Consider the following 22,200-nt stretch of genomic DNA (forward strand, 5'->3'; position numbering starts at 1 on the left):
CGTTAGTGAACGGCGGCTCTTAGCGGTAAGTTTTTAATTATCTCAGCTTCAGCATCCAACAGTTCATCCAATCGCGCCCTCACAACGTCTTCATCAAAGTACTGCAGAGCTAAATCCATGAATAAGGTGTAATGTCGATATTCTGCACGGGCCAAACGTTGATAAAAGTCTTTCAGTTTAGCCTCTTCAAGGGCTTCACCGATTAAATGAAAACGTTCATGCCCGCGTTTTTCAACAATACTAAAAATCAATAAACGGTCTAATAGATAGGCTTTTTTACCTTTGCCCATATGTTTTAATAAGGCTTTGATATATGGGTCTTTTTCATCATTATCCTGTTGCAACCCCTTAGCCAGCATAATTTTAATGACTTCTCGAAAATGGGCCATTTCTTCCATCGCCAAATCAATCATGCCGCGAATCAAATCCGGTTTATCCGGATAATGCTGCACCATCGACATCGCCAGGGCCGCCGCTTTGCGTTCACAGGCGGCGTGGTCTTTTAAAAAGGCATCAAAATCAGATAAGGCCACTTTTACCCATTCAGAAGATGTGTTGGCCCGCAATTCAAATTCATTGTTCATACTGTTAAATAATTAAATTAATCCAAGCTCTAAGGCTTTTAGAACTGCTCGGGTGCGATCCCTGACACCCAGTTTCGATAAAATATTAGAAACATGGTTTTTGACCGTTCCTTCGGCCACAAAAATTGAGTTGGCGATTTCTTTATTACTGTAACCACCGGCCATTAATCGCAAAATTTCAGTTTCTCGATTAGTTAAAGGATCTGGCCGCTCTAAACTCATGAAGTCATTCTTTAAACCTTCCACATGCTGCATAAATTTTTCAGTGATTTGTGGTCGGACAATGGTTTTACCGGCCGCCACTTGTTTAATACCATCCACCAGTTCTTCTAAAGGCACATCTTTCAATAAATAACCTTTGGCACCGGCTTTAACACCGGCGAGAATTAATTCCTCATCGTCAAAAGTGGTTAAAATGATGGTTGGTGGCAATTGGTTACTTTTAGCCAACTCGTGCAGTACATCTAATCCTGACATGCCGGGCATCCGCATATCCAATAAAACCACATCCGGCAATAGTTCAGGGATTAATTTTACGGCTTCCTGACCATTTTTTGCTTCACCAATAACTTCAATTTCATCGGCCAATTCCAATAAGGCTTGAACCCCTTGTCTCACTAAGTTTTGGTCATCAACCAATAATACTTTTATCATAAGAATACTCCCGTTTATATCGGAAAGGTTAGACGCACGCACGCGCCCTGTTGATCACTTATTTCAAATGTGCCATTCATAATAGCCACCCGCTCTTGAATGCCAGTTAAGCCATTGCCAAACTCTTTATTACCAAGACCACGACCATCATCTTTAACTGTCAGTAATAATTGATCCTCTTGCGAGGATAGCTTAACCCATAATTGATGTGCTTTTGCATGTTTTAAGACATTGGTAATCAATTCCTGAGTACAGCGCAATATGGTTTGTGCCAGTCTGGGGTCTTCCACCAATAAATTTTCCGGGATGTCTTTATTAACCTTTAAACCCGGCAAATCCGACAACAGTTCATTAATGGCTTGGCCAAGATTAAGGGTGCCGCTTTGTCTAAATTGACCCACAACTTCTCTTACATCTGCCAACAAAAGTCGCGCAATGGATTGCGACTTCTTCACATAACGCTGTGGTTTACCTTCTGTTAAATGACTGGCTGCCTCCAAATTTAATGTCAATGCCGTTAAATGATGGCCCACTAAATCGTGCAACTCACGTGAAATGCGTAACCGTTCGCTGATTCGCGAGCTGTCCGCCAATAACACCTGAGTGGCTTTTAATTCGGTATTTAACAACCTCAGTTGTTCTTTGTCATGCTGCTGTTTGAAGGCCACCAAAGAAATAATAAAAGAAAACACAGAAACACCCAAGTAGACAAAAAACAATACATATTGAAATGTCGGGTTATTTAATTCTGCGCCGATATAACCAAATTGGATACCAATCAATAAGTTATAAGCTGCCAACACCACTAAACTGATGGCCACCGGGAATAACCAAGGTAACAAAACAGAGATAATCAAGGCATAAAAGATACCGGTGGCACTATCGGTCATGTGATTGATGACCAGCACAAAAAACACCATTAAGATTACCGCCAACCAGCCGCTGGCATTATAACGGCTATTTTTGAAGTTCAGCGTGGCCAGCCAAAAAACCAGACCGAAACTTATGTGCGCTAAACCATAAACCAAAAACGGTTTACTTATTCCTTCATAATGTAGTACTAAAGGAACCGACAGGCTGAGCCATATTATCAACCCAGCCAGTCTTATCAGTTGAATATGAGAATAGCGATATCCCACTTATTTAAGAACAAATTTCTGCGGACCTTTATGCTCTATGGCATGTTGAATATCGGTGTCTCCCTCTAACCAATAATAAGCGCTGCGGGAATTACCCAAAGGTCGTTCTACCAATACAGTCTGACCGGATACATACAAAATATCTTTTGATTTTAACTGGGATGCTTTAAGGCTGCTGTTAACACCTTTATTACGAATGTAATCACGACGCAATTGATCTTGAACATCATTATTATCAGTCACTGCCACAAAATTAAAAAAATCATCATTTGGCGCATCCATTGGTTTAGTGGCAACATCAGTGTCAGTTGCTGGAGTGGCTGTTTTAACTGAATCATCAGTATAGGTAGCTGATTTCACATATTTACCACTGCCTTTTTCTATCAACTGATGCTTAACAGGATCATAGGCTTCGGCCATCCAATAATAAATCGCCACACCTCGGTTAACATAGCGTTTAACCAAAACAACTTCACCATCAACGTATAAGTCATCGGATTCAGTGATGTTGGTATAATTAATATTCTTATCAACTGTTTTACCTCGTGCATAACGCATTCTCAGGTTTTCTCTCACAGATTTGAGAGCCTCCTGTTCAGTTTGTTGTGTTGACGCTTCAGACTGTTCACGAATTTCTTCAGCAACTGTGGTTTCAGATACCGTAGCTGACTGTGAATCTTTGGCTTTAGTTGATTTTTTTTCAGTATGGCCATTGGTGGGTAATTCCAGCTCTATTTGACCAATGTCTTTTAGTAAATCATCTGTTTTGAAACTGCTGTTATCAAATTCCGGCGCTTCAATTTCAGTATCCATCTCGGGTTTTTCGATTACAACCTGTTTCTTTACAATACCCGGTTGTGAAACTTCTGTGGTGGTTGATTTGAGCGCCATACCCGGGGTCGCCGTAATGGCTATACTTTTGTAAAGAGAATCTTTAAAGTTAATTTGTACGTTTTTAGCACCGCCATCACTGAGAGCTGATCTGATTTTACCGTGCCAGTCTCTGGGTGCGGTAATTTTCAGGAGCCAATCATTGGACACAGCTTGGTCGCCAATTTTTTTCATTTTTGTGACAAAATTCGGCATTTTATATTGGTCTTCAGTCATACCCCATGAAGGTAGTTCTTTAGCTGCCAAGCCGGTCGTTATAAATAAAGCCAATAGTAATATTTTTTTCATGTTATTTCTCCAAACCACCACGGGTCAATTTAATGGGGTCTAATATTTCTTTAATTTCTTGTTCGCTTAAATCAGTCATTTCTTTGGTGACATCGATAACCGAGCGCTTTTCCTGATAGGCTTTTTTAGCAATCTTGGCACCTAACTCATAACCGATAACCGGATTTAGAGCAGTCACTAAAATCGGGTTTTTATCAACACTCTCAGACACTTTATCGTGATTAACTATGAAACCATCAATACATTGTTTGGCTGTTTGTTGTAATGCACTGGTTAAAATATCGATACTTTGTAAGGTGTTATAAACTATCACCGGCAGCATCACATTTAACTGAAAGTTACCTGACTGACCGGCGACAGTAACAGTACTGTCGTTACCTATCACTTGAGCACAAATCATGGTAACCGCTTCAGGTATAACCGGATTCACTTTGCCCGGCATGATACTGCTTCCCGGTTGTAAACTTGGCAATTCGATTTCACCAATTCCTGCCAGTGGCCCTGAGTTCATCCAACGCAAATCATTGGCTATTTTCATCAAAGTAACCGCCAACACCCGAAGTTGCCCGGACAGTTCAACGATATTATCCTGCGTACTGATACCATCAAATTTGTTGGCCATACTGGTAAAGTTTAAACCGGTCAATTCAGACATTTTTGTTGCAAAAATTTCACCAAACCGGGAATCGGCATTAATGCCCGTTCCGACAGCAGTACCGCCTTGAGGAAGTTGACAAACCCGTTTTAAACTATCTGTTAAGCGATCGACATTACTTTGCACAGTACTGGACCAAGTATTGAGCTCCTGACCAAAGGTTACCGGCATGGCATCCATTAAATGTGTGCGTCCGGTTTTCACCACGGTATCCAATTGTTTGGCTTTTGATTGACAAGACGCCACAAAACCATGCATGGCCGGAATCAAATTTTGTGTAACATCCAAGGCATTACTCACAGCGATGGCGGTGGGCACCACATCATTTGAACTTTGCCCCATGTTAACATCATCATTGGGATGTATCGTTAGTTCATCGGTGGATGCCAAATGGGCAATGACTTCATTACAGTTCATATTAGAACTGGTTCCGGAACCGGTTTGAAAAACATCAATCGGAAAATGTTGATCCATTTCGCCGCTTATCACTTTATCCGCTGCCTGTTGAATGGCTTCGCTTTTCACCTGCGACAAATAACCCAATTCCTCATTGGCTTGTGCCGCTGATTTTTTTACCAGCCCCAGGGCTTTAATAAACGCCGGCGGCATGGTTAAACCACTCATCGGAAAATTATTAACGGCACGTTGCGTTTGTGCACCGTATAAAGCATCAGCCGGAACCTGAAGTTCACCCATGCTGTCCTTTTCAATACGAAAATCGCTCATTGCATACTCGTTATTTTAAGAAAGCGCCGATTATAAGCAAAATATCTTCATAAATCGATGCCATTAATCGATTACACGATTGATTGGCAAACAAATGACCTCAAAAACAGCTAAAGATTAAAACTGTGTTAAAAACCCGAAAGTGTGTGACATAATTTAGACAATAAACCTTTTAAAGCAATTATTTGGCCATATACTAAATGGAAGTCATAAAGATTCCTTTGCATTAATCATGAATCGAGTAAAAACCAACAGAAAGCCCAAGAGGGCTGTCACAAGTTTAATGGTTTCAGATTAATACTCAGGTCTCATTAAATCTTTTAATATCATAACTTTGGAGGAATACCATGTCTTTTAAATTACCTGATTTACCCTATGCCAAAGACGCATTGGCACCCCATATTTCTGAAGAAACCTTAAATTACCATCATGGTAAACACCATAACGCCTATGTGAATAAGCTTAATGATTTAATTAAAGGCACTGAATTTGAAAATATGTCCTTAGAAGACATTATCCTTAAATCAGATGGCGGTATTTTTAACAATGCGGCACAAATTTGGAACCACACATTTTATTTTAATGGATTTTCTCCGGATGGTGGTGGCGAACCTAAAGGTGAACTGGCCGATAAAATCAAAAAAGCCTTCGGTAGCTTTGATGATTTTGTTAAAAAATTCAACGAAACAGGATTAGCTACCTTTGGTTCTGGCTGGGTCTGGCTGGTACAAGACAAAGGCGGCGATCTAAAAATCGTTAACACATTCAATGCCGGCAACCCCATGACCGATGGCTACCACCCTCTGTTAACCTGTGATGTTTGGGAACATGCCTATTACGTTGATACCCGCAACGACCGCGGTGCCTACATTAAGAACTTCTGGAACATTGTTAACTGGGATTTTGTGGCTAACAATTTAAAATAAACACTTAGCTCAAAACAAACCATAAAGCCGGTTTCATCTGAACTGGCTTTTTTAATGTTTGCAAATAACATTTATTTGTCGCTTACATTTTCACAACCAACCTTTTTGACGTGCGATTCGGGCCGCTTCGATGCTGTTATGGGCACCCAGTTTTGAGACTGCATTGGACAAGTAGTTTCGGACGGTACCAGGCGATAAAAATAATCGTGCGGCAATCTTGTCGGTGCTTAAACCATCTGCCACCAGCTGTAAAGCGCGTCGTTCTTTATCGGTTAGTGGGTCCATGTCATGCCAGGTTTCCATCACCAACTCAGGATCAATGACTTTACCGCCTTTCATAACAGTTCTGATGGCCGTCGCCAATTCTTCACTGGGCGTGTCTTTCAGCATATAACCTTTGACACCGGCAGCCATGGCTCGTTTTAAAAATCCGGCGCGTGCAAAAGTGGTCAACACAATAACCTCACAAGGCAAATCCTGATTTTTAATTTCTTGCGCCAGCTCAATACCAGTCATGGTCGGCATTTCGATATCAGTTAACACCAAATCAGGTTGATACTGTCGCACCTTATCTAAAGCCTCTTGGCCATTTTTGGCTTGTGCCACCACTTCGAAATCATCTTCTAAGTTTAACAAAGCGGCCAAAGCACCAAGCAGCATGCTTTGATCTTCTGCAATCAGTATTTTTATTTTTTCATTCATGCGCTACTTGATTCGATATTGGTAATGTAATGGTGGCCATAAACCCCTGGTCAATATTGAAATCAACTCGGCCGTTCAGTTGAGCCACCCGTTCACTGACGCCCTTTAACCCACTGCCGGTTTTAAAGTCATTGGCTTGACCGTTGTCTTTTATGATTAACGTGATGTGTTGCTGGTCTGTTTCAAGTTTCAGCATGCACTCTGTGGCTTTTGAATGGCGCATTATATTGGTGGTTAATTCACGAACCATATAAGCCATGGCGGTATTGGTGTCACTGTCCAGCTGCAAATCTTCAATGGCCGCGATATGTTCTGTCACCTCGATGTCTAATGAATTTAACAGCACCCTGGCCTGTACCAGTTCCGTGGCCAAATCCCGCTGCCGATAGTCACTGACAACTTCTCTGACTTCGGCTAAAGATTCGCGACTGATTTTTTCGATTTCCCGAATTTCCTGTTGTACTTTTTTATTGTCATGGCCGACAAGCTTTTGTGCCAGTTGTGACTTAATGTTAATCACTGAAAACGTATGGCCAATCAGATCATGCAAATCTCTGGCGATGCGTTCTCTTTCGGCAGCGGTGGCGATGTTTTTAATTTCTTCCTGACTGGCTTTAATCACTTGATTTTTCTTGGCCATTTGAGCCAGATAAATGTTACTGACACCGATGATTGCACCAAAAAACAAAGCCGGGAAAATTATGTAGGCTGAAATACCAAAACCAACAGCGGCGACTGAAGTCATGGCAAGCATGATGCCTAAGGTTGTAAAGCCGTTTTTTGCGCTGTTAAATTGTGCGCAGAATGCCGCGGCATAAACAGTAAACACCCCGGCAGTCGGCATATTGAGTAATGCCAGCACAAAACCAATGGCCCATATACCTGTGATGTAATAAAACAATTGTCTATCAGCAACCCAATAAGCCCTGAAGTACAGGACTAAAAAAACAGCAATACCGGCGAAGCTGTAAATATACTGTTGGGTGGAGAATTCATTAAACACAAAAGGAATGAAATACATCAATAGATAACCCAACCAGATATACGGCATAAAGCCGACATCAGCTGATTGTGGCAACAACCTATGGTGGAGGTTTTTAAGCCAACCGGGTATGACAGGCGTTTGATTAATGGTTTTCATAGTTATTATCTGATGACCACATTGTCTAAGCTGAAAGCAAAAGATGCAAGTTCTGGTTTTAATCGACTGCCATCAGCCACCCAAGCCAAGCCGGTGACCGCATCCCAGTTGACTGACGGATGGTCTGACAGTGTCACTGCTAGCAGCCGGCATTGTTCCGTTATTTTAAAGGGTATTTGCACAGGCTGCATATTGTTGACAGTAAAAACCATCAGTTGATAAACGCCGACATCACCCGCCGCTTCAAATTCAATGGCTTGATAAGCTGTCAGGGATCGCGTCTTATTCATATTTGCTGAAAATGGCAGGAAGACCCCTGACCATGGATAGTTAAAACCACTCTTTATATGGCCTTTTACAGCGATACCACCACCATCACAAGCATTTGAGGTCCAACTTACCGCAGCGGTGGAGTTACCTTGCATCATTTGATCAGAAGTGACCTTATAGTCAGAATCGAAAAATGATTTTAAACTGTCCTGATTAAAATGACTGATAAGCGTATTGGGCTGTTCATCAATTGGCTCAATTGAATCGGTATTGGTCGTATCTTCAGACGTAATTGGGTAGCCATTTTTCCAAATACTGACAATTGTTCGGGTATTTTTAATGTGTTCTCTGGGATCTGCAGACAGCACAATAAAATCAGCTTTGGCACCGGGGCTTAAGTCACCCCGACGACCAATCGGAAACGCTTGAGCGGTTAAATATCCGGCGGCTTGTAACACTTCGGTCGGGCTTAAACCGGCTTGCTGAAGCAGTTCCAATTCTCCGTGCAGGCTGATGCCATGGGCTGTCCCGGGATTGGGTGCATCGCTACCGGCCAATATAATAATGCCATGTTCATGCATAATACGGGTGTTTTCAATGGCTGTGGCCAGCAGATCGGGGCGACTGGGTAAACCGTGAAAAGGTTTTAAGCCATTTTTAATCTCGGCAAGCATTGATGTCGATAGTTTACGGGTTAAGTTCTTATCGACACTTAATGCAGCGCTGTGATCACTTTGTGCCATGGAGGCAATAACCGATAAAGTGGGAATAACAAAGACCTGCTTTTCCCGCATTGCGGTCAACAATTCATCACTGATTATCCGGTCCCCAAAGGTATGCACCAAACCATCGGCACCGGCCGTCACAGCGTCCACTGCGGACTGATGGTTACTGATATGCACCACCGCCAGTTTCTGTCTTGCATGACTGGCTTTGATTACGGCAGCGAGCGTTTGTTTTGAAATGGTTGTCAGCCCATGGTAATCAGGCTCGTGGTTATAGACGATTTTAATAAAATCAGAACCTTCATCGATACGGGCCTGGACAAATTCATCGGCTTCATCGACTGAGTTAATGGTCGGAATCGGAAAACCATACTGGGTGCCATGACCACCCGGGCTGGTCACCAAAGTACCGGCTGAGAAAAAATCCGCCTGGTTGGTTTTAGCCTCCGAATGACGTGTTAATTTTGCCTGTTGCGCAAAACTCAGTGCGGTAAACATATCGATTTCAGTGGTCACACCAAATTGCAAAGCCTGTTGTAATGCATTGCCCCAAGTATGGGTATGGGCATCGATCAGACCCGGTATCACAAAACCCTGACCCCCATTAATCCGTGGAAGTTCATCACTGCTGCCAGCATCAGTGCTGATGCGACCGTTATTTATCACCAGTTGACTGTCCTGATGCCAGGTTTGGCCATCAAACACAGTGACATTGGTTAATACAAAGGTATTATCTGTGGCATTGCCTATTGTTGTCTTATGGTGTGGGTTTTCGACAGCCGGCGTTGGCAATAAAAATATGAAACCGGTTAAAATCGCCACAAATACTAAACTATATATTAAAAACTTCATGCCTGTTCTCCGTTATTTTGCTTCAGAAATACGTTTAAATGACCTACGTGCCAATAGCAGGAATAACAGACTCATGGCGGTTAAAATACCGGCATGGATAAACCAGGGATGGCCTAAGTCTAAACCTTGAATTTTCAACACCAATTGCGCCAAATGAAAAGGCGGCAACAGCCAGGCAAAAGACTGTAAAACCGATGAGAATAATTCGATGGGTATCCACAATCCCGATAAGAATGACATGGGCAAATAAATCAAATTAACCACCGCCGGCGCACTTTGGCCTTTTAAAGCCAGGCCCAGCCACAAGCCCAGTGCACAAAATGGCAGTGTTCCAATCAACAAAACCAATAAAGTCGCGGCCCATTGACCTGTGGTCAACACCACATCACCAAATAGTGCGCCGGTGATAAACAAACTCAAGATAATCAGCAATGCAAACTGCATGGCGGTTAGAATTCTTGCCATAAAATACGCTGAAATTGGCATCGGGCTGCATTGCTTAACAGCCAGCCAACCCTGGTCTTTTTCAATCGCCACACCAACCCCAAAACCAAACAAGGCCGGTCCAATAATACCAAAAACACCATACGTCGCAATCATATAGGCGGGCATTTGACCGTTCATGCCTTGACGGTTAAAAATTAACGCAAAAAACACATAAAACATCAGCGGAAACAATAAGCTGGGAATGGTGAAGGCCGGCATTCTAAAGGCTTTAAGGAACTCGGTTTTGGCTTCCAAATAATAGATATTGAGCGAGCGCTGCCAGTTAGCTGAGGTATTCATGCTGATTTCTCCTGTTCAATTTTTTCATGCGTTTGGTGTTCGCTGAGATTAATAAAGGCGTCTTCTAAAGTCACTTGTGAAATGGTTAAATCTTGGATGTCAGTACAGACGTTAAGTAAGGACCGCAAAGTGGCTTCGGTTTGTTGAGATAATAATTCGTGGTAATTGCCTTTGGCTTGGTAGTCATCAACCGCGGTGAGCTGCGATAAATGCGCAGCTGTAAGATTACTTTTGAAGCGAATAATTTTACCGCCCAAACGTTTTTTAATCTGTTCGGGACTGCCCTCGGCAGTGATTCTGCCATCGCTAAGCAACACAATGCGATCCGCCAACATATCGGCTTCTTCCAGATAATGTGTGGTCAATAGCACCGCAGTGCCTTGGTCTTTTAAATCACGGATACAGCGCCACAGTTGACGACGGGTATCGACATCCAAACCCACCGTGGGCTCATCTAAAAACACCACCTCAGGGTTACCACATATCGCCAAAGCAAAAAACACCCGTTGTTTCTGGCCACCAGATAACTGATCAAAACGTTTGTCTTTAAGCTGTGTGAGCTGCGATTTCTCCAGGGTTTCCTGAAGACTTAAAGGTTGGTCGTAATAACTGCTGAATAATTCGATGTGCTCAGCCACTTTTAAAGTACCTGGCATTTGCGCTGATTGCAAAATAGTTCCGATTCGCTTGCGGGCCTTAATATGTCCGGCAGGATAATTCAACACGGACAGACTGCCACTGTCGCTGCGCATGCGACCCAACAGTAAATTAATGAGGGTGGTTTTACCTGCGCCATTGGCACCCAGCAAAGCCAAAATCTCACCGGCTTGTATCTGCAATGAAACCCGATCCAATGCTTTAAACTGCCCAAAGGATTTACTGACTTTTTTGGCTTCGATGATTGCTGCAATTGACATAATAATTAAACTTCAATGAAAGTTTAATTATGCAATTCTCATTTCTAAAATCTAACAGAGGATTGTCATCAATCACCCATGACAATTGTCATGAAATGATGAAGGGTTTTCGAATTTTTATCTAAATTCAATAAGTATACTTCGAACTTAGATAAGTCAGAACTATAGACAACAAACCTTAAGTGCCCCATAGCCTATTGAGGATAAAACATCATTATAAATAAAATGGTGCGCTCGACAGGATTCGAACCTGTGGCCTATCGCTTAGGAGGCAATTGCTCTATCCGACTGAGCTACGAGCGCATTAACTGATTTTCATACCCACCCAAAAAGCCGTGAAGCAAGCCACAACGGTGATTAATGTATAAGCAAGGGCTTTAAGTATCTCGCCGTGTTCCATCATCAACACGGTTTCCATGGAGAATGTGGACCAGGTGGTTAAGGCACCGAGGATACCGACCATAACAAATAGCTGTAGATTTTCCGAGATATGGGCATGTTGACTGAACCATTGATACACCCAGCCGATGATTAAACACCCCAACACGTTGGCACTGAGGGTGGCCCAGAATAAGGCCAGCCCGGATTGTTTAAACAGCATATTCAAGCCAAAACGACCCAGGGCACCGAAAGCCCCTCCCAACATGACGGCTAAGATGGAATTAATCATGATCGTTGTTGGCGGATGTGTTTCAATTTTTCGGCTATTTGTCGCTCTAAACCGCGGTCTGCAGGATGATAATAAACCTGTTCACCGATTTTATCAGGAAAACCGGTTTGGCTGTAGGCAATACCGCCTTCGTAATCATGATCATATTGATAGCCTTTGCCAAAGTCATTGTCTTTCATCAATTGTGTCGGGGCATTACGTAAATGCATCGGCACTTCTAAAGATCCATATTTCTTGACGTCTTGCCGGGCAGCTTTAAAAGCCACATAGATGGCATTACTCTTGGCACAACTGGCCAAATAAGCAACCGCTTGCGCCAATGCCAGTTCGCCTTCAGGGCTACCAAGGCGTTCATAGGTTTGCCACGCGGTTAAGCAAATACTGAAAGCCCTGGGGTCGGCATTGCCGATATCCTCACTGGCCATGCGCAACACCCGTCTGGCAACATATAAAGGATCGCAACCACCATCCAGCATTCTCGCCAACCAGTACAACGCCGCATCAGGATTAGAACTGCGCACGCTTTTGTGCAACGCCGAAATTTGGTCATAAAAGACATCACCCTGCCGGTCAAAGCGACGGGTTTGTCCGGTGGTAACCAAGGCAACGTCTTCATCTTTAACCAGGCCGCCGCTGCTGTAGTCCTGGAGAATTTCGACTAAATTTAGAAGCTTTCTGCCATCACCATCTGCAGCGGCAATAAGGGCCTGCTGTTGATCTTCCGTTAAAACCATCGGCGGGTCAAAAGATTGCACACCTTTGTCTAACAATTGACCGCCACTGTCATCATCCAATGATTTCAAAATATAGACTTTTAGGCGCGATAATAAGGCATTGTTCAGCGCAAAAGACGGGTTTTCGGTGGTGGCACCAATTAAGGTAATCAAACCGCTCTCAAGATGCGGTAAAAAGGCATCTTGTTGGGATTTATTAAAACGGTGGATTTCATCCACAAACAAGACAGTGATGTTGGGCAGATTGACTTGAGCCTGTTCAATGGCGCCACGGATGTCTTTAACACCGGATAAAACCGCTGAAATTTGGATGAAATTTGCATCTAAGCTGTCGGCAATAATTTGTGCCAGGGTGGTTTTACCGGTACCGGGCGGCCCCCAGAATACCATGGAATGCAGAGAATTATTGGCTAATAAACGATGTAAGGGTTTATTGGCCGCCACCAAGTGTTGCTGACCCACCACCTCATCGAGTGTGGTGGGTCTGAGTTTATCCGCCAGCGGTTGGTGTTTAACAACAACCATGTTTACTCGATGGCTTCCACCACATCAACGCCCTCCGGAGGGGTAAATTGAAACGTATCTTTACTTAAAGTTGGGTTACGTTTTAAGTCGCTAAACTCAAAAACCAAGGTTTGATCTAACTGATTGTTAACATGTATGCGATGCAGTTGTTTATTTTTAATTCCCAACATGACACTCTTAACTTCGTCAGAAGTTTCTTTAGGTGTTAGTTTTACCCAGGATAAATCTTGTTGTTCACCTTCATAAGCTATGTGGTAATACCGTGTTGACAACTCTTCGTTGATAATCACATAAATTGGGTTTAGATTGTTGTTCTGAGGCTTGACAGTCACTTGTTGTAAGTCCTCATCATAGACCCAGACCTGCTCACCATCCGCCACAATTAATTGTTCGAAAGGCTCTTTATAATGCCATTTGAAAAAATCCGGGGCTTGCATCCAAACAGTACCACTGTTTTTATCATCGGCATGTCCATCCTGGCTTAATTCATATTGTTTAAACTCAGCTTGTAATGCACTTAAATCTTGTCTCAATTCCGACAAGATATCTTGTGCCTTGTTATCAATGGCGTTGTCATTATCAGACTGAGCCAGTGTTAAACCAGCCGCAAAAACACAAACTAATAGTATCAGAGCTTTTTTCATGGTAATCATCTCATTTGTAATAACGGTCATTATAAAGAATTTAGGCTGAATCTGCCTTGAATCAATCTTTGACTGGTGGTGGTGCCAATACTTCTCGGGCACCATTATGAGCCGGTGCCGAAACCACGCCGGCAGCTTCCATTTGTTCAACCATGGTGGCTGCCCGGTTATAACCAACGCGCAAACGTCTTTGTACATAAGAAATCGATGCTTTACGAGATTCAGTGACCACAAAAACAGCCTTGTCATACAATTCATCTTGTTCTGAATCCGGCGCTTCGGGTAAACCGGTTTCACCCATTATTTGACCATCGTCAGTCATTTGTAAATTATCTAAGATACCTTCTTGATAATCCGCTTCGTAATGGGTTGTCAAATAATTCACCACTGAATGAACCTCGTGATCATCAACAAAAGCACCATGCACCCGCTCCGGCTGGCTTGATCCCGGTGGTAAATATAGCATATCACCATGGCCCAATAATTGTTCTGCACCACCTTGGTCCAAAATGGTTCGCGAGTCTATTCTTGAAGAAACCTGGAATGCCATACGGGTTGGAATATTGGCTTTTATTAAACCGGTAATCACGTCAACCGAAGGCCGCTGCGTGGCCAGCAATAAATGAACCCCGGCAGCACGTGCCTTTTGTGCCAACCGAGCAATTAATTCTTCCACCTTTTTACCGACAATCATCATCATATCAGCGAATTCGTCAATCACCACCACAATAAATGGTAATGGACTTAAGCTCTCAGGATCATCTGCACCAATACTTTGATCGGCCAATGGATCTTTTAGCGGCTGTCCTTGATCAATGGCTTTTTGAACTTTGCGATTATAGCCCGCTAAGTTTCTTACGCCCAGAGCAGCCATTAATTTATAACGCCGCTCCATTTCCGCAACACACCACCGCAATCCGTTTGCTGCTTCCTTCATATCAGTTACCACCGGCGCCAAAAGATGCGGGATACCTTCATAAATAGACAACTCCAGCATTTTTGGGTCAATCATCAACATCCGCACCTGTTCCGGACTGGCTTTGTACAATAAGCTGATGATCATGGAGTTGACAGCCACTGATTTGCCGGAGCCGGTGGTACCAGCCACCAATAAGTGCGGCATCTTAGAAATATCCACAATTACCGGATTACCTCCAATGCTTTTGCCTAGTCCTATGGTTAAGGGAGACTTTGATTTATCAAAATTAACAGAGCGTAAAATTTCACTCAAATAAACAATTTCTCGGTTACTATTCGGAATTTCGATACCGATATAAGGCTTACCGGGTATAACATCGACAATTCTGACACTTGGCACCGATAATCCGCGTGCCAAATCTTTAGCTAAGCCGGTGACTTTACTGGCCTTGGTACCTGCTTCAGGATTTACCTCAAAGCGGGTGATAACAGGTCCCGGAAATACGCCCACCACTTCTGCTTTAACTTTGAAGTCAGACAACTTGTGTTCTAATTGTCTTGACAACACGGTTAGTTCATCATTGGAATAACCGGAAGTTTGATTTGGCGGATCATCCAGTAATGATAAAGGTGGCAGTTTACCGGCAGGTAAGCTATGAAACAAATTAAGTTGCTTGTCTTTATCTGCACGTTTGCTTGGGCTTGGATCCTTTTCTGTTTTCTCAATAACAATGGGTTGTCTTTTTAGTTGCACATCGGCATCTTTTTGACGTATTAATTCTCGCTCACTTTTTGCCGCTCGACCTGCCCGCCAATCGTTAAAACGCTGCCATTGGCTATATAGCCAGCGTAAAAATCGGATGGTTAGTCGTCCAGTGGCATCTGAGAGTTTCAGCCAAGACAGTCCGGTAAATAAAGTTACACCCGCCAGAAACACAGCAGAAAGCAATAAGGTGGTGCCAATAACACCAAAACCGGCCAACACTGAACTGCCGACCAAATCACCTATAATACCACCACCTGAGAAAGGCAAAGAGCCGGTATCGGCATACAAGTCCGATAAACCACAACCTGCTAAAAGTGCCGCTAAAAAACCTAAAATTTTAACCGCCGCATCAAGCCAAGATAAATCTTCATTATCAGGACGGTGATAGATACGCCAGGCTAAATACATCAATCCAAGCGGAATAAAGTAGGCGAAATAACCTAAAAAATGCAGAGAAAAATCTGCCACATAAGCGCCTGTCACGCCACTTAAGTTAGCCACTTGGTTACTATCAGTTGAGGCGAAAGAACCCGGATCAGTTGGACTGTAAGTAATTAACGCCAATAATAAATAGCCCGCCACAGGCAGCAGAATAAATACCAAACTTTCTTTAATTCTGTGGCGGGTTTGTTTAGATACAGCGTTCACGTTAGGGTGTTACCTTTAGGTTGTCAGACACTGTTATAAGTTTTTGAGCGCTGGGTGAATAATTTGGCCTGCTTTCACATTCACACCCCGTTGTAACGCTTCTACCTGATACCAGTCAGCAGTGGCCAATCTTTGCACATAAGGTAAAATCACAGCAGAAATGGCTGTGGTGGCTGTTCTGGGTACAGCGCCCGGCATATTTGATACGGTAAAATGAACCACACCATGCTTTTCATAAGTGGGGTTACTCCAAGTCGTGGCTTTTGATGTTGCAATACAGCCGCCTTGGTCGATGGAAATGTCGGCCACAACGGAACCCGGTTCCATCAACTTAATCATATCTTCTGAAACAACATGCGGCGCTTTTGCCCCTGGAATTAAAACAGCACCTACAACCAGGTCAGCTTGTGCCACAGTGTCTGCCACCAGCTGTTCATAGGGATACAGTGCGGTAACATTGGCCCCTAAGGCCATCATCTGAGCCAAACGATCTTGGCGCTTATCAAACACCACGACGTTAGCACCCATGGCTGCCGCCAGTGAGGCCGCTTGTCCGCCGGCAGCACCACCACCTAACACCACCACATTACCACGTTCAGTAGAGGGCAACCCACCCAGTAAAAGACCCTTACCACCAGCCGGACGATGTAACAAATGAGTACCAACCTGAGTAGATATTCTACCGGCAATGATACTCATCGGTGCCAGCAACGGTAAAGTACCATCGTCTAACTCCACTGTTTCAAATGCCACACCCGTTAATCCAATGTCCAATAACGAAGCAGTTAATTCAGGCTCTGCGGCCAAATGCAAATAGCAAAACAGTAAATGATCTTCGCGCAAGTATTTAATGTCATCTGCAACCGGCTCTTTAACCTTAACAATCATCTCGCTACTGGCATACAAATGCTCTGCATCCGGCTCAATAATGGCACCAATTGCCTGATAATCACTGTCATTAAAACCGCTGAGTAAACCCGCCTCACTCTGGATATGGACTTCATGACCGGCTTTTATTAGATCCAAAACTGCATCAGGCACTAAGGCAACGCGGCCTTCCAGGTTTTTTATTTCTTTAGGTATGCCAATTCTCATAGCACAAAATCCTCATAATAATGTCTAAAAAAAACGCTTAAAAATTAACAGCGTTAGGTGTTTTTACGAACTGGTATTGATAAAGGCTTATGATACTAAAAACCAACCGTCCTTGTCATTGAAAAGCCGTCATAAGTAACTCAAGAATCACGATTGAGCCACTGCGGATTATTAATAAAGTCAATAACAGCCTGTTTATCGAGTGGTTTGGAAAAATAATAACCTTGCAAGTTATGGCAACCATAATGTTTTAATTCATTAACCTGGTATACCGTTTCTACCCCTTCGGCAATCACTTCTAATTTCAATTTGCCCGCCAAATTGACGACAGAACTAATTATTTGCCTATATTGAAAATCATTTTCTTCCAATTTATCAATAAAGGAACGATCAATTTTTATCATGGTAATCGGAAAATCAACTAAGGTGCTTAAAGAAGAATAACCAACGCCAAAGTCATCAATGGCAATATCAATACCCCGTTCTTTAAAGTCGTCAAATACTGACAAAGTTGTTGAGCTGTTATTAAGCAGCGCACGCTCAGTAATTTCTAATGTGATACTGATTTTTGCGGCTAGTTGATACAACCAATATAACCATTCACTTAACAAATGAGTTTGACAGCTGAAGATATTAGGTGACACATTCAAGCTAATCCCCAGTTCTGTTTGGTTACATTGGGCTTTAATTAAATCAAGGTCTGTAAAAACCTGTTTTATTACAGCGATATCAATTTCAAAAATGGTACTGGTTTCTTCGCATATTTGAATCAATTCTTCAGTATTAAAAAAACCACCTTCAGGATCAGGGCAGCGCATTAATGCTTCAATTTTAATGACTTTATTATTGTCTGTATTTATGATTGGCTGATAGTACACCTCAATGCTGTTGCTTTCTACAGACAGTTGTAGCGTATTTTTTAAATAAATCTGACGTTGCGCATGCTTTTGCATATCAGCATTAAAAATACAGGCATTATTTTTGCCTCTTTTTTTGGCTTCATACATCGCCAAATCAGCACAAACCATCAAATCAGACGCAGAAATTGCATGATCGGGATAAACAGAAACCCCAATTGAAGCACTGATAAAAATTGACTGACCCTGAATAGATAATGGCTGATTCAAATTTTCTAACAGCGTATTCACTTTGCTTTTCAATAATCCATAAGCCGTGTTAGAAGTCAAAATAACAAACTCATCACCACTGTACCTACTCAAAACATCTCGGTGATCACTTAATGTTTTAATTATATTTGCAAACTCAGCCAATACTTGATCACCACAGCCATGCCCCAGGCTGTCATTGATATTCTTAAAATTGTCCAAATCAATGAATATAAGCGCAACCATGGCATTATTTTTTTCAGCGAGTTTTAAACATTCTTTTGTTTGTTGAACAAATGCTGACCGATTGTATAAACCAGTTAAGTTGTCATGGGTTGCTTGGTATTGGATTAATTCACTGATATCTTTATATTCAGTGATGTCTTGAATGGCTCCGATAATTTCTTTCCCGTGTGCGGTGTCAATGGTTTGTGCAGACACCACCCGTAACCAACGTCGCTGACCTTCATCATCATGATAGGGCACTTCCACATCAAAACCTTCACCATATAAACCGGCTTTTATAATGTCAGTTTTAAATGATTCAGTCAGTTCATTGTTGAATAGTTGCCAAAAATCATCTACATGGGTAATTTTATGCGGAACATAATGACCTATTATGTCGTTGCCTTTGGCTGTCCATTGTAAAATATCACCTTTTTCATTAACACGCCAAGCTGCAATTTTGGCAATGGCGCCCACTTCATGTAACAATGTTTCGTGGGTTTTTACTTCTTGCTGAATTAAGTTTCGGTATTGTTTTCTTCTTAATAAAAACTGAACACGAAAGAACCAAATTAAGACAAACAAAACCGCCAATAAACGAAACAACCATATTTGTTCAGATGCCAATGTCCAGCCATCTATCGGGCTAATGTGTAAATTCCATTTGTTATCAATAACATTCATCGCGACTGATAGAGAGTCCCCATGTTTATCGTTATAGGGGTTACCGTAGACTACGTAGTTAACTTGTTGATTATCGTTTGATTTAATCACAATATTAAAGCGTTTAGATGCCTCAAAAACACCCACTTGTTTAAACATTTGGTTAATATCAACAACTGCGGCAACAACACCCCAAGGATCATGGGTCTGAGATGTCATAACACCTTGTCTAATCACTAAACCGCGACCACCTTGAATCAATTGCAACGGGTTACTAAAAACAGTTTTTTGTTCAGTCAGAGCCCGCATAACTAATTTATTTTGTGATTTAACATTCCTATAATCGACATTTAAAATAGCTTCATTTCCATGCAATGGATAGACCATTTTAATGATTAAGTCTGGTGCGGCTGCCAGGTTAATAAGGGACTCACCTTGTTCAAAAACCTCACCACAAAACGCCGAAAATTCAGCGTCACTCAGAGATGGATTAAAAGCAATATAAGTCGCTAAATTTTTTAACAAAATGACATTGTTATTAAGACGGTTTGCTAAATCAGTGTTTAAATCTTGTGCCGTTTGGAGTGCTTCATAACGTAAAATCTCACCATAGCGTTGACGCATGTTATATTCAGTGAGAATGTAGAGCACCGCAATAACCAATAAACCAATAACAAAAACATAACGGTATTCATTTAAAAAGTGAAATTGAATGGCCATGTAAATTGCCAAAACAAAGATAATGCATATTATTATATATACACCCCACTTTTGAACACTCAGCTTGGGTGAATACAAATAGTCCTCAATGTTCCATTGACGATTGAGCAGATTATTGTTTTGTAAATCATTATAAATCTGATGCCAACGATTGGTGGATGAACTACCAACGGCCACATCGGGCCACTGCATATATTTCTTCATTTGTTGTGCGTAATGAAGATTGTAAGCGTCACGGTTTTCAACCGCCACTTTGTGGTTATCCAAAAGTCCAATATAATCTATTAACTGTTGTTCGTGAGTCAATGCATATTGCCAACCCTGAATACTTGCCTCTAAAAATTCTCTAACCTTGTCCGGATATTTATTAATTGTTGATTGATGGGTGAATAATACATTGCCATAGAAGGCACTGCCTATGTCCGATAGATAAGTCACCGATATTGGAAATTGTTGTCTTATGGTATTGAATTCAGCATTTACACCATAAGTTAACAAAACGTCAGCATCACCTGAATCCAAATCACTGAGCGATAGGTCGCCATATTTAAATTTAATGTCATTTTGACTGATTTGGTGAGCGGCTAATAACACTTTTAATTCATTGACCAAGTGATGGTTATTTCCGGTTTTAAGGGTTTTACCCACTAAGTCATGGATTTTATGAATGGGATTGTCAGCGGTCGTAACGAGAGCGGCGGCTGTATGTTGCATTATTGGTGCCAATATAACAAGTTCAGCACCGTCATCTATGGCCTCTAATAAGTGTAAATCATCAACGCCGAATACAGCTTCACCGGACCTGACTGAGTCTATCGGAGATACAAATTCCCCGTCTTCATTAAAACCTGAATGAATGGAAACCTGTAAGCCATTTTGCTGATATAAATTTTGTTGTTGAGCGGCATAAAAGCCGGCAAACTGAAAACTGGGCGTCCACCTCAGTTGCAGATCCACAGATTTGGATGCAACTGAATAACAGGTGTTATTAATTAAACACAGAGCAAAAAATAAAATCCAGCGATGCACAGAGGATATAATCATACAAGCACCGGTCCGGGTGCTTGTGACATTTTCAAGTAATGAAATATCCTCTCTTTTAATAAAACCTGGACGAACATATTATTTTTATTATTTGTCGTATTTCAAGAATAATATAATTATACCTAATTATCCATTCATTCAATCGATTAATGTATACAATTTATAATCATTTACAATAACTTATCAATCACTATAATAAACCATTTACAATTTACTTTACCATGAACTCACAACACCATAAAGTCATTATTTTAGGTTCAGGTCCTGCCGGATATTCCGCTGCGGTTTATGCCGCTCGGGCTAATCTACATCCGGTTTTAATTACCGGCCTTGAGCAAGGTGGACAGCTAATGACCACAACCGAAGTTGAAAATTGGCCAGGTGATCCGGGCGATTTACAAGGCCCGGAGTTAATGGCCAGAATGTTAAAACATGCTGAGAAATTTAACACCGAAATCATCTTTGATCACATCAATGAAGTTAATTTAAAACAAAAGCCTTTAACACTAAGTGGTGATCAAGGAACATACACGTGTGACTCATTGATTATTGCTACAGGAGCCAGTGCTAAGTATTTAGGGCTTGAATCTGAACAAAAATTTAAGGGTAAGGGCGTTTCAGCATGTGCCACTTGTGATGGATTTTTCTATCGTGATCAACCGGTAGCGGTTGTTGGTGGTGGCAATACTGCTGTTGAAGAAGCACTGTATCTTTCTAATATTGCATCTAAAGTATATCTGGTTCATCGTCGCGACACTTTACGCTCCGAAAAGATTCTGCAAGATCGCTTATTCGAGAAAGCTAAAAATGGCAACGTGGAATTGATGTGGGATCATCAAGTCGATGAAGTAATTGGTGATGCGAGTGGCGTAAATGGTTTACGTATTAAGAACGTAAAAAATGAAACCATTCAAACCTTAGATGTACAAGGTGTATTTATTGCCATTGGCCATTCTCCTAACACCCAAATTTTTAACGGTCAGTTAGATATGATTGGCGGTTATATTACTGTTAACTCAGGGCAGCAAGGTAATGCAACCCAAACTTCAATTCCGGGTGTATTTGCTGCCGGTGACGTTATGGATCATATTTATCGTCAAGCCATTACTTCAGCCGGAACAGGATGTATGGCTGCTTTGGATGCCGAAAAGTATATAGATTCATTGGCATCTATGTAATCTCAAAT

General features: G+C 41.9%; 18 protein-coding genes and 1 tRNA gene. 2 read left to right on the plus strand and 17 right to left on the minus strand.

Annotated elements, in window-relative coordinates:
• Nucleotides 1–2: 2 nt before the first annotated feature.
• From miaE to OS173_RS04690, 5 genes are all read right to left on the minus strand, one after another.
• Nucleotides 3–584 carry a tRNA-(ms[2]io[6]A)-hydroxylase gene (gene miaE / locus OS173_RS04670; RefSeq protein ID WP_267183114.1) on the minus strand — a complete coding sequence of 194 codons (582 nt, stop codon included), beginning with the start codon at nt 582–584 and terminating at the stop codon, nt 3–5.
• Nucleotides 585–596: 12 nt separating this feature from the next.
• Nucleotides 597–1,238, minus strand: a complete 642-nt coding sequence (locus OS173_RS04675) for a response regulator (RefSeq protein WP_267183115.1) — start codon at nt 1,236–1,238, stop codon at nt 597–599.
• A 14-nt stretch (nt 1,239–1,252) separates the two neighbouring features.
• A complete protein-coding gene (locus OS173_RS04680; RefSeq protein ID WP_267183116.1) occupies nt 1,253–2,158 on the minus strand; it encodes a sensor histidine kinase in 906 nt (301 codons plus the stop codon).
• Nucleotides 2,159–2,377: 219 nt separating this feature from the next.
• Nucleotides 2,378–3,556 (minus strand): hypothetical protein, encoded by a 1,179-nt coding sequence (locus OS173_RS04685; RefSeq protein WP_267183117.1) that lies wholly within the window; start codon nt 3,554–3,556, stop codon nt 2,378–2,380.
• Between the two features lies 1 nt (nt 3,557).
• The gene (locus tag OS173_RS04690) at nt 3,558–4,937 is read right to left on the minus strand and encodes a class II fumarate hydratase (RefSeq protein WP_267183118.1); all 1,380 of its coding nucleotides are present in this window, start codon (nt 4,935–4,937) and stop codon (nt 3,558–3,560) included.
• A 347-nt stretch (nt 4,938–5,284) separates the two neighbouring features.
• Here OS173_RS04690 and OS173_RS04695 point away from each other — a divergent pair, with 347 nt between their 5' ends.
• Nucleotides 5,285–5,863 carry a superoxide dismutase gene (locus OS173_RS04695; protein WP_267183119.1) on the plus strand — a complete coding sequence of 193 codons (579 nt, stop codon included), beginning with the start codon at nt 5,285–5,287 and terminating at the stop codon, nt 5,861–5,863.
• A 90-nt stretch (nt 5,864–5,953) separates the two neighbouring features.
• Here OS173_RS04695 and OS173_RS04700 read toward each other — a convergent pair whose 3' ends face one another.
• The 12 genes from OS173_RS04700 to OS173_RS04760 form a co-directional block, all read right to left on the minus strand.
• Entirely contained in the window at nt 5,954–6,565 is a 612-nt protein-coding gene (locus OS173_RS04700) for a response regulator transcription factor (RefSeq protein ID WP_267183120.1), read from the minus strand.
• On the minus strand, nt 6,558–7,706 hold the full coding sequence (locus tag OS173_RS04705) for a sensor histidine kinase (protein ID WP_267183121.1): 1,149 nt from the start codon (nt 7,704–7,706) through the stop codon (nt 6,558–6,560). Before OS173_RS04705 ends, OS173_RS04700 begins: the two co-directional genes overlap by 8 nt.
• 5 nt (nt 7,707–7,711) lie before the next feature.
• The gene (locus tag OS173_RS04710; protein WP_267183122.1) at nt 7,712–9,553 is read right to left on the minus strand and encodes an amidohydrolase family protein; all 1,842 of its coding nucleotides are present in this window, start codon (nt 9,551–9,553) and stop codon (nt 7,712–7,714) included.
• A gap of 12 nt (nt 9,554–9,565) precedes the next feature.
• Entirely contained in the window at nt 9,566–10,339 is a 774-nt protein-coding gene (locus OS173_RS04715) for an ABC transporter permease (RefSeq protein ID WP_267183123.1), read from the minus strand.
• The gene (locus tag OS173_RS04720; protein WP_267183124.1) at nt 10,336–11,256 is read right to left on the minus strand and encodes an ABC transporter ATP-binding protein; all 921 of its coding nucleotides are present in this window, start codon (nt 11,254–11,256) and stop codon (nt 10,336–10,338) included. The genes OS173_RS04715 and OS173_RS04720 overlap by 4 nt, the downstream gene beginning before the upstream one ends.
• Nucleotides 11,257–11,482: 226 nt before the next feature.
• A tRNA-Arg gene (locus OS173_RS04725) sits at nt 11,483–11,559 on the minus strand.
• Nucleotide 11,560: 1 nt separating this feature from the next.
• Nucleotides 11,561–11,926 (minus strand): fluoride efflux transporter CrcB, encoded by a 366-nt coding sequence (gene crcB / locus OS173_RS04730; protein WP_267183125.1) that lies wholly within the window; start codon nt 11,924–11,926, stop codon nt 11,561–11,563.
• A complete protein-coding gene (locus OS173_RS04735) occupies nt 11,923–13,185 on the minus strand; it encodes a replication-associated recombination protein A (protein WP_267183126.1) in 1,263 nt (420 codons plus the stop codon). The genes crcB and OS173_RS04735 overlap by 4 nt, the downstream gene beginning before the upstream one ends.
• 2 nt (nt 13,186–13,187) lie before the next feature.
• Entirely contained in the window at nt 13,188–13,829 is a 642-nt protein-coding gene (lolA, locus tag OS173_RS04740; protein ID WP_267183127.1) for an outer membrane lipoprotein chaperone LolA, read from the minus strand.
• Nucleotides 13,830–13,890: 61 nt separating this feature from the next.
• Nucleotides 13,891–16,161 carry a DNA translocase FtsK gene (locus OS173_RS04745; protein ID WP_323373170.1) on the minus strand — a complete coding sequence of 757 codons (2,271 nt, stop codon included), beginning with the start codon at nt 16,159–16,161 and terminating at the stop codon, nt 13,891–13,893.
• Nucleotides 16,162–16,194: 33 nt separating this feature from the next.
• A complete protein-coding gene (gene ald / locus OS173_RS04755; RefSeq protein ID WP_267183128.1) occupies nt 16,195–17,256 on the minus strand; it encodes an alanine dehydrogenase in 1,062 nt (353 codons plus the stop codon).
• A gap of 140 nt (nt 17,257–17,396) precedes the next feature.
• Entirely contained in the window at nt 17,397–21,014 is a 3,618-nt protein-coding gene (locus OS173_RS04760) for an EAL domain-containing protein (RefSeq protein WP_267183129.1), read from the minus strand.
• 221 nt (nt 21,015–21,235) lie between these two features.
• Here OS173_RS04760 and trxB point away from each other — a divergent pair, with 221 nt between their 5' ends.
• Complete coding sequence (gene trxB / locus OS173_RS04765; RefSeq protein WP_267183130.1) at nt 21,236–22,192, plus strand: thioredoxin-disulfide reductase; 957 nt, start codon at nt 21,236–21,238, stop codon at nt 22,190–22,192.
• The last annotated feature ends 8 nt before the right edge of the window (nt 22,193–22,200 follow it).

It is taken from the genome of Marinicella gelatinilytica (assembly GCF_026410405.1).
GTDB lineage: Bacteria > Pseudomonadota > Gammaproteobacteria > Xanthomonadales > Marinicellaceae > Marinicella > Marinicella gelatinilytica.

Coding starts and splice junctions, on each gene's coding strand:
- miaE (WP_267183114.1), bottom strand. CDS start 584: ATGAACAATGAATTTGAATTGCGGGCCAACACATCTTCTGAATGGGTA.
- OS173_RS04675 (WP_267183115.1), bottom strand. CDS start 1,238: ATGATAAAAGTATTATTGGTTGATGACCAAAACTTAGTGAGACAAGGG.
- OS173_RS04680 (WP_267183116.1), bottom strand. CDS start 2,158: ATGGTGTTTTTTGTGCTGGTCATCAATCACATGACCGATAGTGCCACC.
- OS173_RS04685 (WP_267183117.1), bottom strand. CDS start 3,556: ATGAAAAAAATATTACTATTGGCTTTATTTATAACGACCGGCTTGGCA.
- OS173_RS04690 (WP_267183118.1), bottom strand. CDS start 4,937: ATGAGCGATTTTCGTATTGAAAAGGACAGCATGGGTGAACTTCAGGTT.
- OS173_RS04695 (WP_267183119.1), top strand. CDS start 5,285: ATGTCTTTTAAATTACCTGATTTACCCTATGCCAAAGACGCATTGGCA.
- OS173_RS04700 (WP_267183120.1), bottom strand. CDS start 6,565: ATGAATGAAAAAATAAAAATACTGATTGCAGAAGATCAAAGCATGCTG.
- OS173_RS04705 (WP_267183121.1), bottom strand. CDS start 7,706: ATGAAAACCATTAATCAAACGCCTGTCATACCCGGTTGGCTTAAAAAC.
- OS173_RS04710 (WP_267183122.1), bottom strand. CDS start 9,553: ATGAAGTTTTTAATATATAGTTTAGTATTTGTGGCGATTTTAACCGGT.
- OS173_RS04715 (WP_267183123.1), bottom strand. CDS start 10,339: ATGAATACCTCAGCTAACTGGCAGCGCTCGCTCAATATCTATTATTTG.
- OS173_RS04720 (WP_267183124.1), bottom strand. CDS start 11,256: ATGTCAATTGCAGCAATCATCGAAGCCAAAAAAGTCAGTAAATCCTTT.
- crcB (WP_267183125.1), bottom strand. CDS start 11,926: ATGATTAATTCCATCTTAGCCGTCATGTTGGGAGGGGCTTTCGGTGCC.
- OS173_RS04735 (WP_267183126.1), bottom strand. CDS start 13,185: ATGGTTGTTGTTAAACACCAACCGCTGGCGGATAAACTCAGACCCACC.
- lolA (WP_267183127.1), bottom strand. CDS start 13,829: ATGAAAAAAGCTCTGATACTATTAGTTTGTGTTTTTGCGGCTGGTTTA.
- ald (WP_267183128.1), bottom strand. CDS start 17,256: ATGAGAATTGGCATACCTAAAGAAATAAAAAACCTGGAAGGCCGCGTT.
- OS173_RS04760 (WP_267183129.1), bottom strand. CDS start 21,014: ATGATTATATCCTCTGTGCATCGCTGGATTTTATTTTTTGCTCTGTGT.
- trxB (WP_267183130.1), top strand. CDS start 21,236: ATGAACTCACAACACCATAAAGTCATTATTTTAGGTTCAGGTCCTGCC.